Annotated in this window: 19 protein-coding genes; 9 read left to right on the top strand and 10 right to left on the bottom strand. The window is 72.2% G+C overall.

The window, feature by feature from the left end; genetic code table 11:
* Positions 1-49: 49 nt before the first annotated feature.
* The 4 genes from ABTZ59_RS24340 to ABTZ59_RS24325 form a co-directional block, all read right to left on the bottom strand.
* Positions 50-523 (bottom strand): DUF5304 domain-containing protein, encoded by a 474-nt coding sequence (locus tag ABTZ59_RS24340; RefSeq protein WP_351414358.1) that lies wholly within the window; start codon positions 521-523, stop codon positions 50-52.
* Between the two features lie 89 nt (positions 524-612).
* Entirely contained in the window at positions 613-1797 is a 1185-nt protein-coding gene (locus ABTZ59_RS24335) for an ArsA family ATPase (RefSeq protein ID WP_351414351.1), read from the bottom strand.
* A 5-nt stretch (positions 1798-1802) separates the two neighbouring features.
* Positions 1803-2246, bottom strand: a complete 444-nt coding sequence (locus tag ABTZ59_RS24330; protein WP_351414344.1) for an SRPBCC family protein — start codon at positions 2244-2246, stop codon at positions 1803-1805.
* A gap of 74 nt (positions 2247-2320) precedes the next feature.
* Positions 2321-3088, bottom strand: coding sequence for a metallophosphoesterase family protein (locus tag ABTZ59_RS24325; protein ID WP_249950939.1), 768 nt, complete (start codon positions 3086-3088; stop codon positions 2321-2323).
* A 298-nt stretch (positions 3089-3386) separates the two neighbouring features.
* Here ABTZ59_RS24325 and ABTZ59_RS24320 point away from each other — a divergent pair, with 298 nt between their 5' ends.
* On the top strand, positions 3387-5183 hold the full coding sequence (locus ABTZ59_RS24320) for an AMP-dependent synthetase/ligase (protein ID WP_351414339.1): 1797 nt from the start codon (positions 3387-3389) through the stop codon (positions 5181-5183).
* Between the two features lie 28 nt (positions 5184-5211).
* Here ABTZ59_RS24320 and ABTZ59_RS24315 read toward each other — a convergent pair whose 3' ends face one another.
* Complete coding sequence (locus tag ABTZ59_RS24315) at positions 5212-6366, bottom strand: glycosyltransferase family 4 protein (RefSeq protein ID WP_351414331.1); 1155 nt, start codon at positions 6364-6366, stop codon at positions 5212-5214.
* Positions 6367-6479: 113 nt separating this feature from the next.
* On the opposite strand from ABTZ59_RS24315, the gene ABTZ59_RS24310 reads away from it, so the two are divergent.
* On the top strand, positions 6480-7724 hold the full coding sequence (locus ABTZ59_RS24310) for a glycosyltransferase 87 family protein (RefSeq protein ID WP_351414458.1): 1245 nt from the start codon (positions 6480-6482) through the stop codon (positions 7722-7724).
* Here the strand turns inward: ABTZ59_RS24310 and ABTZ59_RS24305 are convergent.
* The 5 genes from ABTZ59_RS24305 to ABTZ59_RS24285 form a co-directional block, all read right to left on the bottom strand.
* The gene (locus ABTZ59_RS24305) at positions 7681-8931 is read right to left on the bottom strand and encodes a hypothetical protein (protein ID WP_503003529.1); all 1251 of its coding nucleotides are present in this window, start codon (positions 8929-8931) and stop codon (positions 7681-7683) included. The genes ABTZ59_RS24310 and ABTZ59_RS24305 overlap by 44 nt on opposite strands.
* A 39-nt stretch (positions 8932-8970) precedes the next feature.
* Complete coding sequence (locus tag ABTZ59_RS24300; protein ID WP_351414326.1) at positions 8971-10005, bottom strand: C40 family peptidase; 1035 nt, start codon at positions 10003-10005, stop codon at positions 8971-8973.
* 232 nt (positions 10006-10237) lie between these two features.
* Complete coding sequence (locus ABTZ59_RS24295) at positions 10238-11275, bottom strand: C40 family peptidase (protein ID WP_351414311.1); 1038 nt, start codon at positions 11273-11275, stop codon at positions 10238-10240.
* A gap of 359 nt (positions 11276-11634) precedes the next feature.
* Positions 11635-12999: an NYN domain-containing protein gene (locus ABTZ59_RS24290; protein WP_351414303.1), complete on the bottom strand. Its 1365-nt coding sequence runs from the start codon at positions 12997-12999 to the stop codon at positions 11635-11637.
* 37 nt (positions 13000-13036) lie between these two features.
* Positions 13037-13279 carry a hypothetical protein gene (locus ABTZ59_RS24285; RefSeq protein WP_351414290.1) on the bottom strand — a complete coding sequence of 81 codons (243 nt, stop codon included), beginning with the start codon at positions 13277-13279 and terminating at the stop codon, positions 13037-13039.
* Between the two features lie 189 nt (positions 13280-13468).
* Here ABTZ59_RS24285 and ABTZ59_RS24280 point away from each other — a divergent pair, with 189 nt between their 5' ends.
* From ABTZ59_RS24280 to ABTZ59_RS24250, 7 genes are all read left to right on the top strand, one after another.
* Positions 13469-14179 carry a rhomboid family intramembrane serine protease gene (locus tag ABTZ59_RS24280; RefSeq protein ID WP_351414285.1) on the top strand — a complete coding sequence of 237 codons (711 nt, stop codon included), beginning with the start codon at positions 13469-13471 and terminating at the stop codon, positions 14177-14179.
* Positions 14176-14457: an Lrp/AsnC family transcriptional regulator gene (locus tag ABTZ59_RS24275; protein ID WP_249950839.1), complete on the top strand. Its 282-nt coding sequence runs from the start codon at positions 14176-14178 to the stop codon at positions 14455-14457. Before ABTZ59_RS24280 ends, ABTZ59_RS24275 begins: the two co-directional genes overlap by 4 nt.
* A gap of 83 nt (positions 14458-14540) precedes the next feature.
* Positions 14541-14834 carry a small hydrophilic protein gene (locus tag ABTZ59_RS24270; protein WP_351414270.1) on the top strand — a complete coding sequence of 98 codons (294 nt, stop codon included), beginning with the start codon at positions 14541-14543 and terminating at the stop codon, positions 14832-14834.
* Positions 14797-16248: a sensor histidine kinase gene (locus ABTZ59_RS24265; RefSeq protein ID WP_351414266.1), complete on the top strand. Its 1452-nt coding sequence runs from the start codon at positions 14797-14799 to the stop codon at positions 16246-16248. The genes ABTZ59_RS24270 and ABTZ59_RS24265 overlap by 38 nt, the downstream gene beginning before the upstream one ends.
* The gene (locus tag ABTZ59_RS24260; RefSeq protein WP_249950842.1) at positions 16245-16904 is read left to right on the top strand and encodes a response regulator transcription factor; all 660 of its coding nucleotides are present in this window, start codon (positions 16245-16247) and stop codon (positions 16902-16904) included. Before ABTZ59_RS24265 ends, ABTZ59_RS24260 begins: the two co-directional genes overlap by 4 nt.
* An 80-nt stretch (positions 16905-16984) precedes the next feature.
* Complete coding sequence (locus tag ABTZ59_RS24255) at positions 16985-18418, top strand: SLC13 family permease (RefSeq protein WP_351414256.1); 1434 nt, start codon at positions 16985-16987, stop codon at positions 18416-18418.
* Positions 18415-19590 carry a glycerate kinase family protein gene (locus ABTZ59_RS24250; protein ID WP_351414243.1) on the top strand — a complete coding sequence of 392 codons (1176 nt, stop codon included), beginning with the start codon at positions 18415-18417 and terminating at the stop codon, positions 19588-19590. Before ABTZ59_RS24255 ends, ABTZ59_RS24250 begins: the two co-directional genes overlap by 4 nt.
* The last annotated feature ends 2 nt before the right edge of the window (positions 19591-19592 follow it).

Here is a 19592-nt window from a genome sequence, read left to right as displayed (position 1 = left end):
GGCCCGGGACCGGCCCCCGCGGCCCCGGCCAACGCTGCCGGTCCGGTGGTCAGTCCAGGTCGATCCGGCCGTCCGGACCAGGTCCTTCGTCCCTCGGGTCGGTGGGATCACCGGCCTTCTCGGTCTCCCGTGCGGCGGCGCCGGTCGACGGAGGCGTCCCCTGGGTCCAGCGGGCTTCCTGGGACTCGACGGCGGAGCGGTAGGCGGCGAGCAGTTCGTTGCCCGCGGCGGCGAGATGGTCGAAGACTCCGGGGTTGCGCTCGATGACCGGCTCGACGGCCGCCTTGGCCTGGTTGATGAACTGCTGGACGGCGCCCTGCGCGGCCACGCCGAACAGCGGGCCCGGCAGCGCGGAGACCTTGTCGGCGACGGCGTCGACCAGCTTGCGCAGTTCCTCGGTGGCGGAGCCCGGCCGCGGTCCGTAGGTGGCGCGACGGCGCGCCTTCTCGGCCTCCAGGTCCTCGGCGCATGCCGTGGCCCAGGCGTCCGAGTCGGCTGCGGGGCGCTCGGTGGCATCGCTCATGCGGCACTCCTGCGTCAGAGACAGGGTCTTCCGCCACGGGCAGCGGAAGGGTTCTTACCTTCGACGGTACCCGAACGCCGGTACGTCGTTCAGTGTGCGCGCGGCCACAGTGCGGGGTCGGGGGTGAATCTCACCCGCAGCACGCCGTCCTTGAGTGCCGCGCCGGTGACGGTGCAGCGGCGCAGCGCGGACGGCAGCGGAACGATTCGGCGGAACGCGCCGACGGTGAGCAGGAGTTCATCGTCCCTGCGTACCAGCGCGAGTTCGCTCTTGACCGCTCCGGGCAGTGGCAGGCACCAGACGAGCAGGTTCTCCTCGGCGAGCCGGTCCTCGACCGGCCAGGGGTCCTCGACAGGGCTCCCGGCGGCGCCCTCGGGCGCGCGGCCGAGAAGGGCGAGATCGTCGGGACCGCGCGGGTCCCGGCCCAGATGAGCCACCGGGTGGACGGGCGTCCCGGCCGGGAGCCATTCCTCGTGCCACTCGTCCAGGCACTTGCGCTGCTGGGCGACGAGCGCCGCGAGCCAGGGGTCCTCGGCGTCGCCGGGCAGTATCCGGTTGGGGACGAGCGTGTCGACGCGCAGTCCGTACAGCGCGATCGCGGCGCGGGCGGCGCGCAGGGCCTCGGCCGCGGCGGGCCCCGGCTCGGCGACCAGCCGCAGGGTCGTGGCGGGGTCCTCGATGAGCGACTGGACGGCGGCCAGTTCGTCGTCCCACCGCGCGGCCGTCTCGTACAGCCACTGCGCGGGCATGGGTATCCCGGCGAGCTGGGCCATCACCGGGCGCAGCGCGCGGGCGGCCTGCCGCTCCTGGGGCAGCAGACGGCGCAGATAGCGGCGCAGTTGTTCGGGCAGCGCGAGCAGGGCCAGGGCGTCGCGCAGCGGTGGCAGGTCGACGACGAGGACGTCCCAGTCGCCGGTCGCGGCCCGGCGCAGGGCGTGCAGCAGGGCGGACTGTTCGCTGCCCGGCAGTTCGGTGAGTTCCTCACCGGCCAGCTTGCGGGCTCCGAGCAGGTCCAGCAGGGTGGCGGCCCGCTCCTGGAAGGCGAGTGTCTCCGTACGGAAGTGCGCGCCGGAGTCGACGCGCGCGGCCCACAGGCCGTCCCGTACCGCAGCGGGGGCCTCCGGCGGACCGGGAGGCGTCGCGAGGAGATCGCCGAGCGGGTCGGCGGAGAGCAGCAGGACACGTACGCCGGGCCGGGCGGCGGCGAGCGCGGTGGCGGCGGCGATGGTCGTACGGCCCGCCCCGCCGGGGCCGGTGACAAGGACCGTACGCATCGGCGTCAGGCTCCGGGGACGGATTCGACGCGCTTCTTGAGACCCGCGAGGGCCCGGTCGATGATGACCTTCTCGGCCTTGCGCTTGATCATCCCGAGCATGGGGATCTTGACGTCGACGGTCAGCCGATAGGTGACCTCGGTGCCGGAGCCGACCGGCGCCAGCAGGTACGAGCCGTCGAGGGCGCGCAGCATCTGGGACTTCACCAGCGTCCAGCTGACCTCGTTGTCGCCGGTCCAGGTGTAGGCGAGGGTGTGGTCGTCCTTGATCGCTCCGGCGTCCAGCACCAGCCTGACCTGCTCGGCACGGCCCCGGCTGTCGGTGGCCAGCACCTCGGCCTCCTTCACCTCGCCGGTCCACTCGGGGTAGCGGTCGAAGTCGGCGATCACGTCCATGACGTCGGCCGGTGCCGCCTCGATCGTGATGCTCGAACTGGTGTGTTCCGCCATCGCCGTGCTCCTCCGGTGCTGGGGCTGTCCCGGCTTCTGGATATGTGTGGTGCAGGCTATCGCGAGTGCGCCGGTCACCATTCCATGGCCCACGGCCGCCCCGTCGACGCGAAGTGCCCCACGTTCACGCACTCCGTGGCGCCGATCCGCATCCGGCGGGCCAGCGGCTGATGGACATGCCCGAACAGGGAGTACCGCGGCCGCGTCCGGCGGATGGCGTCCAGCAGCGCGGTGCTGCCGCGCTCGAAGCGGCGGGCGACCGTGTCGTACGTCAGCTCGGGCACGTCCGGCGGAATGTGCGAGCAGAGCACATCCACCTCACCGAGCGCCTCGACCTTGGCCGCGTACTCCTCGTCGGAGATCTCGTACGGGGTGCTCATGGGGGTACGCAACCCGCCGCCGACGAAGCCGAAGACCCGCCCGCCCAGCTCCACCCGCTCACCGTCCAGCAGGGTGGTGCCCGGCCGCGCGTACTCCGGCCAGAGGCCCGGGATATCGACATTGCCGTAGGTCGCGTACGTCGGGGTGGGGAACGCCGCGAACAACTCGGCGTACTGGCGCCGCACACCCTGCTCGATCGCGGCCTTCGGGTCGAGCCCGAGCCCCGCCCACAGCTCCCGGCCGAACTCCCGTGCCTCGTCGAAGCGGCGCGCGGTCCTCAGCGCCACGATCCGGTCCGCGTTCTCGACCCCGAAGAGGTCGGGGAAGATACCGCGCGAATGGTCCGCGTAGTCCAGGAAGAGAACGAGGTCGCCGAGACAGATCAGGGCGTCGGCGCCGTCGCCCGCCGTCGCGAGATCCCGCCCGTTCCCATGGACATCACTGATCACATTGACTCGCATGCCTCGCATGCCGATCACCCTAGAACCCCGGTTCCACCCTCGGTAGAGGGGCCGGACCTGCGGTTCCTTACGTGGTGACCGCAGCCCCTGGAGGTGTGGACTACTCTGCGCGAAGTACCGCACAGCACGTGTGACGCACGGAACATCTGGCCGGGACCCTCTATCGGTATGTCCGTACCGATGGGTAACGTCCGGGCAGTCCAGTTGTGCTCGCCCCGATGGAGCACCTGCCCGGTCTTGGACCGCAACCGGCGCGCACACAAGCCGTGGCGCCGGCGCCCGATGAGGAGCAGCAGTCTTGCGCGAGTTCAGCCTTCCGGCCCTGTACGAGGTCCCCGCGGACGGCAACCTGACGGATCTCATCCGCCGCAATGCCGCGCAACACCCCGATGTCGCGGTCCTCGGCCGCAAGGTGGCCGGCGCCTGGACGGATGTCACCGCCACCCAGTTCCTCGCCGAGGTACGGGCCGCCGCCAAAGGCCTGATCGCGGCAGGCATCCAGCCGGGCGACCGGGTCGCACTGATGTCCCGCACCCGCTTCGAATGGGTACAGCTCGACTTCGCGATCTGGAGCGCCGGCGGGGTCACCGTCCCGGTGTACGAGACCAGCTCGGCCGAGCAGGTGCAGTGGATGCTCGGTGACTCGGGCGCGGTCGCGGCGATCGTGGAGAGCCCGGAGCACGCCGCCAGGGTGGAGTCGGTACGGGACGGCCTGCCCGGCCTGCGGAAGGTCTGGCGGATCGACGACGGCGCGGTCGCGGAACTGACCGCCGCCGGCGCCGAGATCACCGACGCGACGGTCGACGAGCGCGCCGCGACCGCGAAGGCGGACGACCCGGCGACCATCGTCTACACCTCGGGCACCACCGGCCGCCCCAAGGGCTGTGTACTGACGCACCGCAGCTTCTTCGCGGAGTGCGGCAACGCGGTGGAACGCCTCAAACCCCTCTTCCGCACGGGCGAGTGCTCCGTACTGCTCTTCCTCCCCGCCGCGCATGTCTTCGGGCGGCTGGTCGAGGTGGCGGCCGTGATGGCACCGATCAAGCTCGGCTGTCTGCCGGACATCAAGAACCTCACCGACGATCTGGCGACCTTCCGGCCGACGCTGATCCTCGGAGTCCCGCGCGTCTTCGAGAAGGTCTACAACTCCGCCCGCGCCAAGGCCCAGGCGGACGGCAAGGGCCGCGTCTTCGACAAAGCCGCGCACACGGCGATCGCGTACAGCCGCGCGCTGTCCACCCCGCGCGGCCCCTCCCTCGGCCTGCGGATCCGGCACAAGATCTTCGACAAGCTCGTCTACGGCAAACTCCGCGCCGTCCTCGGCGGACGCGGCGAGTACGCGATCTCGGGCGGCGCCCCGCTGGGCGAGCGGCTTGGCCACTTCTACCGGGGCATCGGCTTCACGGTGCTTGAGGGCTACGGCCTCACCGAATCCTGCGCGGCCACCACCTTCAACCCGTGGGACCGGCAGAAGATCGGCACGGTCGGCCAGCCCCTGCCGGGCTCGGTCGTCCGGATCGCCGACGACGGCGAGGTACTGCTCCACGGCGAGCACCTGTTCACGGGCTACTGGAACAACCCAGAGGCGACCGCGGAGGCCCTGGCCGACGGCTGGTTCCACACCGGCGACATCGGCACGCTCGACGAGGACGGCTATCTCGCGATCACCGGCCGCAAGAAGGAGATCCTGGTCACCGCCGGCGGCAAGAACGTGGCCCCGGCCGTGATCGAGGACCGCATCAGGGCGCACGCGCTGGTCGCGGAGTGCATGGTCGTCGGCGACGGCCGCCCGTTCGTGGGCGCGCTGATCACCCTGGACGAGGAGTTCCTGACCCGCTGGGCCAAGGACCACGGCAAACCGTCCGGCGCGACGGCGGCGACGCTGCGCCAGGACCCGGAGCTGCTGGCCGAGGTGCAGCGGGCGGTGGACGAGGGGAACGCGGCGGTGTCGAAGGCGGAGTCGGTACGGAAGTTCCGGGTACTGACGCGGCAGTTCACGGAGGAGGCGGGGCACATCACGCCGTCGCTGAAGCTGAAGCGGAACGTGGTGGCGAAGGACTTCGCCGACGAGATCGAAGCGATTTACCGGGCGTAGGGGAGTTCGTCGCCTGCTCAGCGCGGCGTCAGAGCAACGACCTCAGCCGCGACGCCAGCAAGTCCCAGCGCCACCTCTCCTCCACCCACTCCCGCCCCCGCTCCCCCATCCGCCGCCTCAGCTCCGCGTCCCGCAGCAGCGCCACCACCCGCTCCGCCGTATCCGCCGACGCCACCGCACGCGGCCCCCCGCGCACCACCCACCCCGTCTCCCCGTCCAGCACCGCGTCCGGCGCCCCGCCCGAGTCGCCCGCGATCACCGGCAGCCCCGTCGCCGACGCCTCCAGATAGACGATGCCCAGGCCCTCGACGTCGAGCCCGCCGCGCCGGGTGCGGCACGGCATCGCGAAGACATCGCCCGCGCCGAAGTGGGCGGGCAGCTCCGACCAGGGGACGGCGCCGGTGAAACGCACCGAGGCGGCCACCCCCGTGTCCGCCGCCAGCTTCCGCAGCGCCCCCTCGTACGGCCCGCCGCCGACGATCAGCAGCACGGTGTCCGGCACCCGCGCCAGGATCGCGGGCAGCGCGTGGATCAGCGTGTCCTGGCCCTTGCGCGGGACCAGCCGGGAGACACAGACCACGACGGGCCGGTCCGCGAGGCCGAGCCGTTCGCGGACGGCCTGGCCGCCCGAGCCCGGGTGGAAGGTCTTCTCGTCGACGCCCGGCGGCAGTTGCACCATGCGCGCGGCGGCCTCGGGAGTGAGCGCGGCGGCGATACGCGAGCGGGTGTACTCACCGAGATAGGTGATCGTGTCCGTGCCCTCGCCGATGCGCCGTAGCAACTGGCGGGAGGCGGGCAGCTGGGCCCAGCCCGCCTCGTGGCCGTGCGTGGTGGCGACCAGGCGCCGGGCGCCGGCCGCGCGCAGGGCGGGGGCCATCAGACCGAGCGGGGCGGCCGCGCCGAACCAGACCGACTCGCAGCCGTGCTCGCGCAGCAGCCGTGTGGCTCTGCGGGTGACGCGCGGGGTCGGCAGCAGCATCGTCGTACGGTCGCGTACGACGGTGAACGGCTGCTCCGCGTCGAACGCCGCCGTCGCCTCCGCGCCCTCGCGCCCGTGCTTCCAGGTGGACGCGTAGACGACGAGCCGCTCGGGGTCCAGCCGGAGCGCCATGTTGTGCAGGAACGCCTGGATGCCCCCGGGCCTGGGCGGAAAGTCATTGGTCACGATCAATGTCTTGTGCATCGCCGCAGACAGTACCCAACGCACCGGCGGCCCTGCCTCGTGGCTCCCGCACAGCAGCGCCCGGCATCATGACTCCCGCGATCATGTACGAGTCGGACGAGGATGAGGCGGTCATGGCGGGCGCGCACGGCACACGGTTCCCGGTCGCGGTGTGGGCCCTCACCAGGGCGGCGCTGCTGCTCTGCGTCTTCAAGGTCGTCACGCTGCCGGGGCCCGACGTCACCGGCGATGTCGCGGTGATCTACCAGGGCTGGTACGAGGTGCTGAAGACCGGCACCTATCCGCTGGACGATGTGACCTGGCAGTATCCGCCCGCGGCGGCGCTGGCGATCGTCTCACCGGCGGTGCTGCCGTTCCTCGGCTACTCCTCCGCCTTCTTCGTGCTGGCGCTGCTCTGCGACGCGGCGGCCTTCGGTCTGCTGCTGTACGCGGGACGCCGGACCGGCCGGTCCCCGGGGGGCGCGTGGGTGTGGGTGGCGGGGGTGCCGCTGCTGGGTCCGACGGCGTACGCGCGCTACGACCTGATGGTGACGGCGGTGGCGATAGCGGCCCTGCTCGCCGGGGCGCGCCGGCCACGGCTGCTGGGGGCGCTCGCCGGGTTCGGCGCGCTGCTGAAGGTGTGGCCGGTGCTGCTGCTGGTGGGCACCCCGCGCGGCCGGGCCACCCGGCGGTCCTGGGCGACGGCCGCGGCGGTGGCGGCCCTGCTGGTCGTGGTCTGTTCCGCCGCGATGCCCGGGGCGCTGGCGTTCCTCACCTTCCAGCGCGACCGGGGCACCGAGATCGAGTCGCTGGGCGCGATGGTCTTCCAGGTGGCGAGGCACTACGGCTGGAACGGGAGCGTGCTGCTCAACTACGGGTCGGTGGAGTTCGTCGGGCCGTATGTCCCGCTGGTCAGCAATGCCGCGCTGGCGCTGACCGTCCTGTCCTTCGGCTGGCTGCTGGTGTGGCGGCTGCGGGCGCGCGCGTTCGGTACGGGCACGCTGTACGACGCCGCGTTCGCCGCCGTACTGCTGTTCACCACCACGAGCCGGGTGATCAGCCCGCAGTACATGCTCTGGCTGGTCGGTCTGGCGGCCGTCTGTCTGACGCTGCGGGCGAGCCGGATGGCCCTGCCCGGGTGGCTGGTGGTGGCCGCGACCGCGGTGACCCTGCTCGAATTCCCGCTGCTGTTCTCGCATGTGGTGGCCGGCGACCCGGTGGGTGTCCTGCTGCTCGCCCTGCGGAACGGGCTGCTGGTCGCGGCGACCCTGACCGCGTGTGCGCGGCTGTGGCGGGCCACGGTCCCGGGGCCCCGCGACGGGGACGCGACGGCGCTCAGGCCAGACGCTGACGAGCAAAGTCGCGCCAGCGCGCCGTGAGGTCGTCCGGCGTGGTGGAGAGCACGTCGTGCGCCGCCTTCTCCACCGCTCCTTCGCGCCCCGGGTGCGCGCCCACGGCCCGGTAGAAGTCGATCAGCCGCCGCTCGCCCCAGTCCCGGGCGATCAGTTCACAGGCCAGCCAGCCGCCCTCGTAGGAACGGGCCAGCCGGTCGGCGTCGCCGCCGAAGGCGAAGTCCTCGTCGGAGGGCAGTTGGGCGGGAGTCTCCCCGCGACGGACGGCGCGCTGGAGTTCGGGGGCGATCTCGCCCGCCGTCCGGTCCGTACCCCGGTACGCGACCCAGTCGGCGAAGCCCTCCGAGAGCCATGCCGGAGTGGCGGCCGAGGTGGCGGTCCGGGTCGCGACGTGGGTGGTCTCGTGGGTGAGGACGATCCGCTGTCCGTAGCCGCTCAGGTCGCCGTATGCCTCGGGGTTCACCACGATCCGGTCGGCGGGCGCCGCGCCCGGGGAGCCGACCTCGCCGGTGGTGACCGCCGCGATGCCGCGGTATCCGGCCGCCGGCGCCTTCAGGAGCCCGGCCATGGACTCCAGGGAGTCCGGTACGAGCAGGACCACCCGGCGCGCCCACGGGCCCGGCCAGGCGTCGTCCACGGCGGGTACGGCCCGGTCGGCGGCGGCCGCGATCCCGCGCAGCCGCGCGTCGGCGGCCTGGCCCGCCCCGACGCCGAGGACGAGGCTGTGGTCGCCGTGTACGGCCCGTACCTCGCCCTGCTGCCAGAGCTGTGGGCCGCCGCCCGCGCCCGCCCGGTCACCGGTCACGTACCAGCGTCCGCCGCTCTCCTCAAGCGCCAGCGTGCGGGGCGTGGCGACCGGCGCGGTGTCGTAGCCGGCGATCCGGTAGCGCAGTTCGGCCTGGACGGTGGCCCGGTCGCCGGTCCGTTCGATGTCGGTGAGGTGGTACGTCCAGGAGCCGAGCGGCACGGCCGCGAGGTTCTCGAACTCCTCGCGCGCGGTGGCGCGCAGGGCCTGCGCGGAAGGGGCGAGGACGGCGAGATACGCGTCCTCGTCCCGGTCCATCACGGCCGCGGCCCGCCGCTCCAGGGTCCGCCCGATCGCGTCGGTGGCGGTGTCGGGGGCCTTCTCGGGGGCCGTACAGCCCGCCGCCAGCAGCAGCGCGAGGAGCCACGGCACGGCCGTACGTCCCCACGCGCCGTGCCGTCCTGCCGCCGTACGCGCCCGACCTGCCACGCCGCCGATCGTACGGGGTGGCCGGCGGACCGGCCCCGGTCAGACGCGCGTGACCGACGAGACCGGCATCATGCCGACCGGGTCGTAGCGCACCGAGGCCCCGGGGTAGGGGGCGTGGATCACCTGGCCGTTGCCCACGTACATGCCGATGTGACTGGCGTCGTCGCGGTACGCCACGAGGTCACCGGGGCGCGCGGCGGTGAGCGGGACCTGCCGGCCCGCGTACCGCTGTGCCTGGGAGGTGCGCGGCAGTCCGACCCCGGCCTGCGCGTACGACCACTGGGTGAGTCCCGAACAGTCGAAGCCCGAGGGCCCGTTGGCGCCCCAGACGTAGGGCCGGCCCACCGCGTTCCGGGCGGCGCGCACCGCCGCCGCGGCGCGCCCCGAGGCGGGTACGCCACCGGCGAGCGCGGAGCCCTCGCCGCGGTCGGAGCGGGAGGCCCGGTCGTAGGAGTCGCGGTCGGCGGTGGGCAGGGAGTCGAGCAGCCGCCGTGCCTCGGCGAGTTTGCGTTCGACGGTGCGCTTGTGCCGGGATACGGCGTCCCTGCTGCGCTCCAGCTCGGTGAGGTCGTGGGCGGCTTCCATACGCACCTGTCCCAGCCTCCGCTGGGCCTGCTGGAGTTCTCTCAGGGTGCCGGACTGGCGGGCACCGACCCGGTCCAGGACGGACGCCTTGTCGAGATAGCTGTCGGGGTCGGAGGAGAGCAGCAGGGCGAGGGCCGGGTCGATGCCGCCCGAGCGGTACTGGGCGCCCGCGAGTGAACCGAGCGCTCCGCGCATCGTGTTGACGCGCTCCTGGCCGCGGGCGGCGCTGTCCTGCGCGTGCTCGACCAAGCCGCGCAGCCGTCCCACCCGTTCGCTCGCCTTGTTGTACAACTCGGTGGCCCTCTCGGCCTGTTCGTACAGCTGGTCGACCTTGGCGCGGGTGGCCTCCGGCGTCGCGTGCGGGTCGGCGCCCGCGGGGGCGGCTCCGAGCGCCGCCGCGGCGGTGGCCGCCGCGGCGGACACTGCGATGGCGCTGCCGCGGGCGCCGAGGCCCGGACCGGGCTGTGAGGGGCGGCGATGGGACACCACGGGAAGCCGCACTTCCTTCCGCTGTACGCACTGACGCAGCCCCTGCCGCCCGACGGGCGGACCGCTGGCCGGAGCTGCGCGCAGCAGACAGTAGCCGTGCGACCACGGAGCGACCAACGACCGCCCCGCGCACACAAAACGGCGCCCCACCGGAGACCACAAGGTCATCGGTGGGGCGCGGCGTCAGTGTGCGTAGCGGGAATTCGCCCGAATGGGCGGGTGTCAGGGGCCGTCAGGCGATCCGGACACCGAACTGGAACGGCATGTTGTTGATGGACTCGTAGCGCACGCTGGCACCGGGCTTGGGGGCGTGCAGCACCTGGCCGTTGCCCGCGTAGAAGCCGACGTGGTGCAGGTCGCCGTAGAAGATGACCAGGTCGCCCTGCTTGAGCTGGCTCATCCCGAGGCGTGTACCGGCGCTGGCCTGGGCCTCGGAGGTACGGGGTATGGCGGCGCCGGCCTGCGCGAAGGCCCAGGAGGTCAGTCCGGAGCAGTCGAACGAGCTGGGGCCGCTCGCGCCGTAGACGTACGGGGTGCCGATCTTGCTCTGGGCGGCGGCGAACGCGGCGGCGGCGAGCTGCGAGGAGGATCCGACGTTGCCGAGGTCGGCGCGCGAGGAGGTGCCGCCGGCGCGGCTGGCGCGGGACTCCTCCTCCTGGGCGAGGGCCTGACGCTCCTGCGCGGTGAGCGTGTTGAGCAGCTTCTGCGCCTCGGCGAGCTTCCCGCGGACCTCGTCCTTCTTCTCGCCGAGCTGCTTGCGGGTCTCCGCGAGGTCCTTGACCTTGCCCTGGGCCTCCTGGCGCTGCTGCGCGAGGGTCCGCTGCTTGGACTGGATCTGCTGGAGCGTGTCGGCCTGCTTGGCGCTCACCTGGTCGAGCGTGGACGCCTTCTCCAGGTAGCTGTCCGGGTCCGAGGAGAGGAACAGCTGCACGGCCGGGTCGATGCCGCCGGTGCGGTACTGGGCGCTGGCCATCGAACCGAGGCCGTCGCGCAGGTCGTTCAGCTCGTCCTGGCCGCGGGCGACCTTGTCCTGGAGCGCGTCGACCTGCTTTTCGAGCTTGCCCTGCGCCTCCTTGGCCCCGTTGTACTTCTCGGTGGCCTTCTCCGCGTCCTCGTAGAGCTTGTCGACCTTCTCCTTGACGTCTTCCTTGCTCGGCGTCGGGGCGGCGTTCGCGGCCTGGGCGCTGAGAGCGACGGCAGCGGCGGCGGTAGCGGTGAGCACGGTCACACGGGCACGGCTCGGCTGCTTGGGTCGACGGTGGGACGCCACGGAGGCGAGCTCCTTCTTCCTCAGCCGCCTACCGGGCCCTGGGGACGTGAAGTCCCGGCTTCCTGCGTCCATCCCTCCAGCGAACTGGACCGAACCGGGCTGAACTACACGAAATCGGCGGTTCCTTCGCTGCCACCCCGGATGGATGATCAACCGCGCGAAGGTTCGAGGCCTGACCTTAGTGACCTACTTGTGATCACTTCAAATCCTTCCAGGGAAAAACTCAGTCGACACGCACATAATTTACCGACACCACACAGGCAGTCATGGACATTCGACGCTGCGCTCCGACAACAAGCGAGCAATTCGGTCATTGTTGACATGAGTTGACCAGTGCCGCGATCAGTGCGCGACCGGCATCAGACGCGCGAAAGCCGCTTCAGCAGCAAGGCGGACGCGACCGGCCTGGCACCGGCCCTGGCGACCCCGTCCGCGACCTCCCGGTCGGTGGAGACGACCACCACGGGCCGGCCCGGCGGCTCCGCCCTGACGAGCTGGCGGATCAACTCGTCCGCCGTCACACCCGGTTTCGAGAACAGCACCCGTACCCCGCGCGGCGGGGCGAGCAGCACCGGCGCCGCCAGTTCGGCGCCGTCGAAGACACAGGTCACCTCGGCGCCCGTCTGCGCCGCGAGCATGGCGAGCCCGCCCAGCAGCCGCAGCCGCTGCTTCTCCAGCGGCATCGTCGGATAGCCGGTCTTGGTGACGTTGTAGCCGTCCACGATCAGATGCGCCTGCGGCAGCGCGAGCAACTGGTCGAGCAGCGCGGGATCGGTCTCGGACAGCGCGCGGGCCGCCACGTCCTTGGGAGACATCCGGCCGGGCTCCACCGCGTCGACCATGTCCGCGGGGCGGGCCGCGGCGGGCGGCAGCGCCAGCTCGCGGCGCAGCCCCTGCGCCGACTCCAGCACCGTGTCCAGCAGCAGCCGGAGCCGCATGTCCTCCACCGAGCGGCCCTCGCGGGCGGCCCGGCGGCTCGCCTCGACGGCCGCCTCCGCCTCACCGAGACGCGCCCTGATCCGGCGCGTCTCGCTCTCCGCGGCGGAGATCTGCGCCGCGGACTCGGCCCGGAACGCCTCGGACTCCGCGTGTGCGCGGCGCAGCGCGGCCTCGCCCCGCTTCACATCGCTGTGGGCGCTGCGCAGCTTGCGATGGAGCGATTCGGACTCCTTACGGGCCGCCTCCAGCTCCGTACGCAGCCGTTCGGTCTCGCTCTTGGTCAGCGCCCTGGCGACGGCCAGCTCCTCGCGCAGCCGCTCCAACTCGCGCCGGGTCTCCGCACCGGCCCGCTCGGCGTCCGCCCGCTGGGCCTCCTCGCCCGCGGCGGCCACCAGCTTCACCCACCCGGGCGGTCTGAGGACATACGCGGCGGCGGCGACATCGACGGGATCGGCGGCGGCCGGTGGCGAGCCGGCCTCCAGGGCCGCGGCCAGTTCGGGCTGGGCCTGGCTGATCCGCTCCCCGATCCGCTGGCGGAACACGGGGTCGCTCTCCAGGGCGGCGGCCATCGCGTTCCCCGCGAACTTCGCCCGCCTGTTCGGGGTGAACCGGGCGTACTGCCGCAATTGCGCCGGGAGTTCGGTGACGGTCAGCCCGCCGAAGGCGTCGGAGACCAGCGCGACGACCCGGCGCCGTACCCCGTCCGGGAGCGGGCGGTCGAGCGCCTCGGCGGCGTCACCGCCGGCCGCACCGGCCGGCTCAGCACCGCTCGCGGGCTGCTCCACGATCCGTCACCCCATCTACCCCTTTCGGGCGGCTCCCTCAGGAACCGGCCCCTGGCCTGTCCACCAGCTCGATCTGGTCCACGGCGTTGCACCAACGGCACCGCACCGACTCGATGGTCTCACTGACCACCTCGCGCTCCTCGACCTTCGGCTCCCCGGCCAGGTCCAGATGGACGTACTCGACGGCCTTCGACGAGCGGGTCACATCGAAGCGCGTGAGATTGCCGCACAGCGTGCAGCGCCACCGGGTAGCGGCCGTCGGCTGGGGAACCGTCGTCATCGTCGCCGTCCTCTTCTCGCGGTTTTTCGCAGTTTCCGTCGTCCCTCGTGCGGTGTCCCGCGGTGCGCCGTCGAAACGCGGAGACTCCGGAACACGCATGTGATGCCAGCAACCCTACGGCCTGGCGGCCACTCCAGGGGGCGGCGAGGCGCTCTGTACCAGTCGGTCCCGGTAGGCGATGCTCTGTCCATGATCAAGTGGCGGACCGCGGCCGACGGCCCAGTGGTGACCTATGGACTGATCGGCCTCTGCTGTCTGGTCTTCCTGGTCAGCCCGCTGTCGGGGTTCAATCCGGGGTACGGCGAGGGGGACACGCTCCTCGCGACCCAGAGCGCGTATTTCGAACGGTGGGGCGTCATCCCCGTCAATCTGCTGCACGGCACCCCGCACGCCCTGCTCACCCCGCTGACCGCGCTCTTCGTCCACGGCAGCTGGCTGCATCTGCTGGGCAACATGCTCTTTCTGTATGTCTTCGGGGCGATGGCCGAGGAGCGGATGGGCCGGGCGGGGTTCGCGCTCTTCTATCTCGCCGTCGGCTACTTCGCGCTGTTCGTGTACGCGGCGGCCAACGCCGACTCGGACCAGACGCTGGTGGGCGCCTCGGGCGCGATCTCGGGGGTGCTCGGCGCCTTCCTCTATCTCTTCCCCAGGGCCCGGGTCACCAGCCTCTTCCCGTTTCTGCTCTTCCTGCCGCTGCGCTTCCCCGCCTGGATCGTGCTGATCTTCTGGTTCGTGCTCCAGTGGGTGGCGGCGCGCGGCGCGAGCTCCGGCCCCGGGGTCGCCTATCTCGCGCATCTGGTGGGGTTCGGCACCGGCTTCCTCTACGCCTGGGTGCGGTACTGGCGTACCGATAGAGTGAAAGACCAAACCGCGGCCACCGAGGGAGAACGCCAACCGTGATCACCGCGATCGTGCTCATCAAGACCAGCGTCGACCGGATCCCCGAGATCGCGGAGTCGATCGCGGCCCTCGACAACGTCAGCGAGGTCTTCTCGGTCACCGGTACGTACGACCTGATCGCCATGGTCCGGGTCCCCAAGCACGACGATCTGGCGGATGTGATCCCCGGCCGGATCAGCAAGATCGAGGGCGTCGAGGGCACGGACACGCATGTGGCGTTCCGTACGTACTCCCAGCACGACCTGGAAGCCGCCTTCGCCATCGGACTCGACGCGTAGGGCTCCCCGGCGCCGGTGGCGGATGAAGAATTCCTCATCCGGCGCTCATCCCCGTCTCTTGCGCGCCCGGCACCATGACCGGCATGGCTTTCTCTCCTCGTCTGGCGGCCCTGGCGGCAGTCGTCGCCATCCCGCTCGGTATCGCCGCGACCAGCTACGCGATGACGGACAGTCCCGACGCGCCCAAGGTGCCGCCCAAGGTCGAGCTGGGCACCACACCGTCCGGCACGCCGACCATGCTGCCGGACACCCCGCCGGCCCCCTCGAAGAGCGCGAGCCCCGGCGCCGGCCCGGGCGACGCCGTCGTGCCCGGCCCCTCGGCCACCGACGGTGACGACGATGACGACCGCGGTGACGACACCGGTGAAGACGGCTGACTCGCGCCGTATCTCCGCCCGGGTACGGATCCTCCTCTGGCTGCTGGTGGTGATGACGGCCGCGCTGGCCGCCGTGGCCACCACCACCCGTTCCATCCTGTTGCGGGACGTCGACCAGCGGATCAGCCAGCTGCTCACCCAGGAAACAGGCGAGTTCGCGAACTTCGTCGGCCAAGGCGTCGATCCGGAGACCGGCGAGCGGTTCAGCGACCCGCGCAGACTGCTCCGGGTGTTTCTCCAGCGCCAGTACTCCGACACGGACGAGGAGTTGCTCGGCCTGATCAGGGCCGGCGTACCCAAACCGCATGTGATCCGGCAGCGCCGCGACCTCCCCGACCGGACCGCCCTGTGGCGCGACGACGACGCCCTGACCCGGATCTTCGCCTCCAAGGCCGCCTCCGGCACCCTGCACCGCCCGGGAGGCGAGGTGCGCTGGGCCAAGGTCGCCATAGACCCGGCCAGTGACGCGGCGCCCGGCGCGTTCGTCGTCGCCTTCCACGCGGACCGGGAACGGGCCGTCGCGAACGAGACGTTCCGTACGCTGCTGGCCATCTCGGGGGTGGCGCTGCTGATGACGACCGGCATCGGCTGGGCGGTCGCGGGCCGCATACTCGCGCCGGTACGGGTCGTACGGATCACCGCGGCGCAACTCACCGAGCAGGACCTCACCCGCCGTATCCCCGTCAAGGGGCGGGACGACATCGCGGCCCTCGCCGAGACCTTCAACGGGATGCTCGACCGGCTGGAGCGGGCGTTCGCCGCGCAGCGGGAGTTCGTCGACGACGCCGGGCACGAACTGCGGACACCGATCACCATCGTGCGCGGCCATCTGGAGGTGATGGGCGACGATCCGGCCGACCGGGAGGAGACCGTACGTCTGGTCACCGACGAGCTGGACCGGATGAGCCGTATCGTCGAGGATCTGCTGCTCCTCGCCAAGGCCGAACGGCCCGACTTCATCACTCCCGAGCCGGTCCAGCTCGCCGAGCTGACCGCCGATGTCTTCGTGAAGGCGCGGACGCTGGGCGACCGGGAATGGGTGCTGGACGGGGTCGCGGACCGTGCGGCGCGGCTCGATCCGCAGCGGATCACCCAGGCGATGGTGCAGCTCGCGCAGAACGCCGTGCAGCACACCGTGCCAGGACAGCGCATCCGGATCGGCTCGCAGGCGCACGGCGACCGGATCGAGCTCCATGTCACCGACAACGGCCCCGGCGTACAGCCGCAGGACGCGGAGGTGATCTTCGAACGCTTCCGCCGCGGTACGGCCCGCCGCGGCGCCCGCACCAGCGGGGCCGGGCTCGGTCTGGCGATCGTCAGGGCGATCGCCGAAGGCCACCGGGGCCGGGTCGAACTGCGCCCCACCGAGGGCGGCGGCGCCACCTTCGTACTCATCCTGGAGACGAGTTCATGAACCGCATTCTGATCGCCGAGGACGAGGAGCGCATCGCCTCCTTCGTGGAGAAGGGGCTGCGCGCGAACGGCTTCACCACCACCGTGGCCGCCGACGGCGACTCGGCCCTGGAGTACGCCGTCACCGGCGGCTTCGATCTGGTGCTGCTCGACATCGGGCTGCCGGGGCGCGACGGCTTCACCGTGCTGCGGGAGTTGCGCGAGGCGCGGGTGACGCTGCCGGTCATCGTGCTGACGGCGCGGGATTCCGTACGGGACACCGTGGCAGGGCTGGAGGGCGGCGCCGACGACTGGATGACGAAGCCGTTCCGCTTCGAGGAACTGCTGGCGCGGATACGGCTACGGCTGCGCACCGCGGCCCGCGCGCCCGAGGTGACGATGTTGCGCAGCGGCGACCTCAGCCTGGATCTGCGTACCCGCAGGGCGCGTTCCGGCGAGCTGACCGTCGATCTGACGGCCCGCGAGTTCGTGCTGCTCGAACTGTTCCTGCGCCATCCGGGCCAGGTGCTCTCGCGGGAACAGATCCTCTCCCATGTCTGGGGGTACGACTTCGACCCCGGCTCCAATATCGTGGACGTGTACGTACGGGCCCTGCGCAGGAAACTGGGCGCCCAGCGGCTGGAGACCGTACGGGGCATGGGCTACCGGATGCCATGACGGCCGCCCGGCCCCCCGCATGAACTCCCTCTCATAAAGCGTTCATCCGGGGCTCACCGCACGGACAGAGGCTGTTCGCCGTGACCCTCTCGTTCCGGCAGGCCGGCTGGCTCTGCGCCGTACTCAGCATCTGCGCGCTGCTCGCCGTGCCCGGTTCCCTGCCGGGACTGAGCGGTGACGCGCGGCTCACCCTGGGTGTCTTCGCCCTCGCCACCTGCGCCTGGATCGCCACCCCGGTGGACGACACGTATATCGCCCTGGGCGCCGGGCTGGCGCTGACCGCGACGGGCGTGATCAGCAGCGAGACGCTGTTCGCGACGCTCGGCGACGAGACGGTGTGGCTGCTGATCTGCGCGTTCGTCCTGGCGGCTGCCGTCACGGGCACCGGGCTCGCCAGCCGGGCCGCGGCTTTCCTGGTCGGCGGGGCCCGCACCGTACGGCAGTTGACGCATCTGACCACGGCCGCGCTGGTGGTCACCGCCTTCGCCGTACCGGCCACCTCAGGACGCGCGGCCCTCGCCCTGCCGGTCTTCCTCGCGCTCGCCAAGGCGCTCGCCGACCGCACCCGCCTCGTGGTGATGCTCGCGCTGCTCTTCCCGACCGTCATCCTGCTCTCCGCCGTCGCCACCCTGATCGGCGCGGGCGCGCATCTGATCACCGTCAGCGTGCTGTGGGAGCAGACCGGACAGCGGCTGGGGTTCGTCGAGTGGCTGCTGCTCGGGCTGCCGCTCGCCGTCGTCTGCTCCCATCTCGCCGCCGAGGCGGTGCTCCTGACGACCACGACACGCGCCGACCGGCGCGGACCCGTCCGGATCACCGCCGCGGAGATCCAGCGGCACGCGGACACCCCGGTCGAGGGACCGCTGACCTCGTCGGAGGCGCGGTGCGCGGTGCTGCTCGGGACCGTGGTCGTGCTGTGGTGCAGCGAGCCGCTGCACGGTGTGTCCCCGGCGGTGGTCGCGCTGATCGGCGCGGTCGTCGCCGCGTCCCCGGCGCTCGGGACCGTCGGACTCAAGGACGGGCTGCGGACCGTGCCCTGGCCGCTGCTGCTCTTCATGGCGGCGACCATGGCGATGGGTGTCGCCCTCGCCGAGTCGGGAGCCGCCGCCTGGCTGGTCAGCTGGGTGCCCGGCGGCTCCACCATCCCGCCGTGGGCGTTCCTCACCGGGGTGGTGCTGATCAGCACGGCGGCCCATCTGGCCCTTCAGTCCCGCTCGGCCAGATCCTCCGTGCTGGTCCCGCTGGTGGTCGTCGCCGCCATCGGCGCCGGCGTCAACCCGATGGCCGCCGCGCTCGCCTCGACCGCCGCGGCCGGGTTCTGCCACACCCTGCCCGCCTCCGCGAAACCCGTCGCGCTCTTCGCCGAGCTGCCCGGCACCCCCACCTACACCCCGCGTGACCTGCTCCGGCTCTCCGCCGTGCTCGCGCCGCTCACAGCAGCCCTCGTCCTGCTCTTCGCCCTCGCCGTCTGGCCGCTGCTCGGCGTGCCCGTTCGTCTGGAGACCCAGCCATGAGCTACCGCATCGCCATCGCCCCCAGCGGCTTCAAGGAGTCCCTCTCCGCCCGCCAGGTCGCCCAGTCCATCGCCGAGGGCCTGCTCAGGGTGGTGCCCGACGCGGAAGTCGATCTGATCCCGCTGGTGGACGGGGGCGAGGGCACCGCCGAGGCGCTGGCCGCCGCGACCAGCGGCCGACTGGTCCCGTACACCGCGACCGGCCCGGTCGGTGACCCCGTCGACAGCCACTTCGCACTCCTCGGGGGCACCACGCCCGGTACGCCGACGGCCGTCGTCGAGATGGCCGCTGTCGCGGGCCTCTCGCTCGTACCGGCCGGCCGGCGCGACCCGGGCGCCACCACGACCCACGGCGTCGGCCAACTCATCGGCGCCGCACTGGACCTGGGCGTCCGACGCGTCCTCGTCGGCTGCGGCGACTCCGGTACGTCGGACGGCGGCGCCGGAGCACTGCGCGCACTCGGCGCCCGGCTCCTCGACCACCGCGGCCGGGAACTGCCCCCGGGCGGCGCCGCGCTGCGCGGACTGGACCGCATCGATACGAGCGGACTCGACCCCCGGCTCTCCGGCACTGAACTGCTCGTCGCCTGCAACCCGTTCAACGTACTGTGCGGCCCGCGCGGAGTGGCCCGGGTGTTCGGCCCGCAGAAGGGCGCGGGACCGGCCATGGTGGAGGAGCTGTCCCTGGCGCTGGAGCGCTGGGCGGCCGTCCTCACCAGGGACCTGTCCCCCGCGACCGACCTGCGCACCGCCCCCGGCACGGGCGCCTCCGGCGGTCTGGGAGCCGGTCTGGCCGCCCTCGGCGCGCGCCTGCTGCCCCGCTTCGACGTCCTGCTCGACCGGCTCGACCTCGACGCCCGGCTGGCCCGCGCCGATCTGGTGATCACCGCGGAAGGCGCGCTCGACCACCAGACCGTACGCGGCAAGATCCCGGCCGAAGTCGCCCGCCGCGCCCACGCGTCCGGGGTGCCGGTCCTGGTACTGGCCGGCACCATCGGGCAGGGCGCGCACGAGGTGCGGGCCGTGGGCGTCGACGCGTACAGCTCGATCCTGCCCGCACCCGTAGCGCTGCCCGAAGCGCTCGACCGGGGCGGTGAGTTCCTCGCCGACGCGACCGAACGCGCCCTGCGGATGGTCCTGCTCGGCACCCGCCTCGCGCCCGTAGCGGCCTGACC

This window comes from Streptomyces sp. NPDC094034 (genome assembly GCF_040303865.1).
Lineage (GTDB): Bacteria > Actinomycetota > Actinomycetes > Streptomycetales > Streptomycetaceae > Streptomyces.
The sequence above is the reverse complement of the archived record's forward strand: the minus strand, read 5'-3'. Positions and strand labels throughout refer to the sequence as shown.